The sequence below is a fragment of the Acidovorax sp. HMWF029 genome (assembly GCF_003060895.1).
GTDB lineage: Bacteria > Pseudomonadota > Gammaproteobacteria > Burkholderiales > Burkholderiaceae_C > Acidovorax.
Genome location: NZ_QAIH01000217.1, coordinates 1 through 4116, shown reverse-complemented (window position 1 = coordinate 4116; position 4116 = coordinate 1). Strand labels below are relative to the sequence as shown.

Annotated in this window: 2 protein-coding genes; one reads left to right on the top strand and one right to left on the bottom strand. The window is 65.7% G+C overall.

Annotated elements, in window-relative coordinates; translation table 11 throughout:
• Window positions 1-414 (top strand): YitT family protein (locus DBR12_RS15280; protein WP_146185551.1); only part of this gene is annotated, 414 nt, incomplete at its 5' end.
• A gap of 16 nt (window positions 415-430) precedes the next feature.
• Here the strand turns inward: DBR12_RS15280 and DBR12_RS15275 are convergent.
• Complete coding sequence (locus DBR12_RS15275; protein WP_108618045.1) at window positions 431-3988, bottom strand: EAL domain-containing protein; 3558 nt, start codon at window positions 3986-3988, stop codon at window positions 431-433.
• Window positions 3989-4116 lie beyond the last annotated feature (128 nt).

Genomic DNA, 4116 nt, shown 5'->3' with positions numbered 1-4116 from the left:
CTGCCGTTTTATTGGCTGGCGCTGCGCAAGCTGGGGCGGGCGTTCACCGTCAAGACCTTCATCGCGGTGCTGCTGCTGTCGCTGCTGACCGAGCTGCAGTCGCAGTTCCTGCAGTTTGCGCAGTTGCAACCGCTGTATGCCGCCATTGCGGGCGGACTGATCACGGGAACTGGCTTCCTCGTGCTGTTTCGCCACCGCTGCAGCCTGGGCGGCGTGGGCATTGCCGCGCTGTACCTGCAAGACCGCTACGGCTGGCGTGCAGGCAAGGTGCAAATGGCCGTTGACTGCTGCATTGTGCTGCTGGCACTGTGGACGGTAGAGCCGCTGCGTGTGGCCTGGTCCGTTGCGGGCGCAGTGGCACTGAACCTGGTGCTGGCCATGAACCACCGGCCAGGACGCTACATGGCGGTGTAGGGATGGTGCAAGCAGGCTACGACGACACCTGCCAGCCCAGCCCGCCGTGCAGGCGGTGCTCCAGCGTCTCGATGGGCACGGGACGGCTGAACAGGTAGCCCTGCCACAGAGTGCAGCCGTGCTGCTCCAGAAACGCACGCTGCGCCTCGGTCTCAACCCCCTCGGCAATCACGTCAATGCCCAAGCTCTGCGCCATGCCGATGATGGTCTGCACAATGAGCGCGTCGGTGTGCTGAATGCCGATGTTGCGCACAAAACTCTGGTCGATCTTGAGCTGGTCCAGCGGCAGCCGCGTGAGGTACGACAGTGACGACTGCCCTGTGCCAAAGTCGTCCATCGAAAAGCGCAGCCCCAGCGCGCGCAGGGCGTTCATCTTGGCGATAGTGTCATCCACGTTGTCCAGCGCCAGGCTTTCGGTCAGCTCCAGCTTCAGGCGGTCAGGCCGCGCGCCGGTCTGGCGCAGCACCGTGACCACTTGCTCGATGAAGTCGCCCTGGTGGAACTGGCGTGCGCTCAGGTTCACAGCCAGTTGCAGGTCGCCCGTGGCAGGGTGGTCCTGCCACCGGCGCAGCTGCGTGCACGCTGTCTGAAGCACCCACAGGCCGATGGGCAGGATCAGGCCGGTCTCTTCGGCCAGAGGGATGAATTCGCACGGCGACACCATTCCGCGTGCGGGGTGGTTCCAGCGGATCAGCGCCTCGGCGCCCACCACGCGCGCTCCGCAGCCCATCTGCGTCTGGTAATGCAACGTGAACTGGCCTTGCTCCAGAGCCGTGCGCAGGTCGTTCTCCAACGTTGCGCGGGCCGTGACGGCCGCCTGCATACGTGGATCAAAAAAACGGATGCAGTTGCGCCCGGCGGTCTTGGCCGCATACATGGCCAGGTCGGCATGCTTGACCACGTCCTCCACCGTCTGCCCCTGGCCGCGAAACAGCACGGCGCCCACGCTGGTGGTGCTGTGCACATGGTGCGATGCCAGCTGGTAGGGCTGATTGAGCGCAGCCAGAATCTTTTCGCCCACCGTCTGCGCCTGCTCGGCCGCGTCGGTGGCCTGGGCGCCCAGGTCCTCCAGCAGCACCAGAAACTCGTCGCCGCCCAGGCGGGCCACGGTATCACCCTCGCACACGCAAGCGGTCAGCCGCTGCGCAACCTGCTGCAGCAGCACGTCGCCCATGTCGTGGCCCAGGGTGTCGTTCAGGGTCTTGAAGTGGTCCAGGTCCAGGCACAGCAGTGCACCTTGCAAGCCAGCGCGCGCGCTGGTGGCAAACGCCTGTTGCAGCCGGTCCATCATCAGGCGGCGGTTGGGCAGGTGGGTGAGCGGATCGTAGAAAGCCAGGTGCTCGATCTCGCGCGCTGCAGCTGCGCGCTGGGTGATATCACTGAGAGTGGCCACATAGTGGGTGAGCGCTCCGTTGCGGTCCGTCACGGCGGAAATGGCCATGAAATGCAGGTTCACCTCGCCGCTCTTGCAGCGGTTCCAAAGCTCGCCTTTCCACTCGCCTGTGCTGGCCAGGCTTGCCCACATGGCGTCGAAGAAGGCTTTGTCCTGGTGGCCCGATGCCAGCAGGCGGGTGCGCTGGCCCACCACCTCTGCAGCGCTGTAGCCGGTGATGCGGCTGAAGGCGCGGTTGGTGCGCAGGATGCGGGTGTCGGCATCGGTGACGATCATGCCTTCCTGTGATTCGAAGGCGATGGCGGCAATGCGCAGTTCGTTCTCGTCGCGCTTGCGGGCGGTGATGTCCTTGCCCACGCCCCGGTAGCCACAAAACACGCCCTCGCCGTCAAACACCGGGGTACCGCTGATGGACACCCAGTACGAATTGCCCTGCCGATCGTGGCGCTCGAACTCAAAGTCGCGGAACTCCTGGTGGCGCTCCAGCAGCGCGCGGTGCTCTTCCCACAGCGCATCGCTCATGCCCGGTGCGGCCAGCTCCCAGCGCGTCTTGCCCATGTGCAGCGCGGCCTCCTGCACCAGCCGGTCATCGGCGCGGCCTTCCACATGCGTGAGGCGAAACTGCGCGTCCTGCTCCCAGTACCAGTCGGACGACAGCGCCGTGAGGGTACGAAACCGCGCTTCGTTGTCCTCCAGCTTGCGGCGCACGCGGTAAGACTCGCTCACGTCGCTGAACACCAGCACCACGCCCACGATCTCGCCCTGGGGATTTCGAATGGGGGCGGCACTGTCAGCAATCTGGTACTCGGCCCCATGGCGTGCCAGCAAGGTGGTGTGGTTGCTCAGCGCCACCACCTGGCCCTTGTCCATCACCTGCTGAACAGGGTCCACTTGTGGTTCGCGCGTGCTGGCGTTGACGATGCGGAACACATCGGCCAGTGGCTGACCCAAAGCCTGCGCCAGGGGCCAGCCGGTCAGGCGCTCGGCCACCGCGTTCATGCGGGTGATGCGGCCCTGTGCATCGGTGGCCACCACGGCGTCGCCGATGGAGTGCAGGGTGATGGCCAGGTTCTCCTCGCTCTGGCGCAGCTCGGCCTCGGCGTTCTGGCGGGTCAGTGCCATGTGGTCAAAGCGGCGGCCCAGCTCCGTCAGTTCCTGGAGCCCCGTGGCGGGGACGCGCGACACATAGCGACCTTCGGCCAGTTCGTCAGTGGCATGCAAAAGGCGCCGCAGGGGCCGCATCACCCCGCGCCGCACCCCCACCTGGGCCACCAACACCGACACCACCAGGCCCGCCAGCAAGAAGGCCATCTCGGTCCACATGCGCTGATTGGCGGCTGCATACAGGTTTTCCAGCGGCACAGCCAGACTCATTGTGGCCACGGGCTTACCCGCTGACTCGATAAGAGGCTGAAACACCACCAGCTCGGGGGAGCCGTCAGCGCGCGTGCGCAGACGCTGGCCCCGGGGAGTTTGCAGCACCAAGGCGCGGAACTCGCCGTCAGCAAACGGGGCGCCCAGCTCGCTGGCATCAGGCGGGTAACGTGCCAACACGCTGCCATTGGGGTCCGACACCCGGGCAACGGCCCCATCGGGCAGGCCCAGGTCTGTCAGCCGCAGGCTCCACCACTGCAGCGACACCACCGCCACAGCCGCCCCCACCACGTCCTGCGTGCCCGCCGGGATCACCGGGTAGGCGAAGTTGACACTGGCTACCTGAGCGGCGCGGTCCACCTGAAAGCTGCCCACGGAAAAGTCCCGGCTGGCGATCGTCTGCTGAAAGTAAGGGCGGTTGGCCACATTGACCGGCGCCTTCAGCGGGCGGGCATTGCACAGCAATTCACCATCCACACGCGGCACGCCAATGTTGATGTAGGTGGTGTTGAGCGACAGCACCTCGGCCAGATAGCGTCCACACTCGGGCGCCGAGGGGTCGCGCACCTGCGACATGGCCGCAAGTTGCTGCAAAAAGTGCCGTGTGTTCTCAATCAAGCGCTGCTGCGTTCCAGCCACTGAATGCAGGGTCTGCAGTGCGCGCTCTTCGGCTGCCGCGATCGCGTCGGCGCGGTGGGCCCGAGCCTGGTAGACCACCAACAGCACCGCTGGCAGCGTGGCGCACAGCACCAACCAGCGAATCCGCGCGGGCAAGGTGTTCCACAGTCCTGCAACCCAGGGGGGCATATTGGCCTTTCTGTGCAAAACAAAGAAAGAAGGCAGGTGCGCAGGCCCGCCCCAAGGCACAGCCGGCAGGCCGCAGCGGACATGTTTTGTTGCATATTAGCGCCCCCCGCCCCAGCCGTCCTCTCTTG

What these genes read in the sequence shown, in the direction of transcription:
- DBR12_RS15275 (WP_108618045.1), bottom strand. Translation starts at nt 3,988, where the DNA reads ATGCCCCCCTGGGTTGCAGGACTGTGGAACACCTTGCCCGCGCGGATT.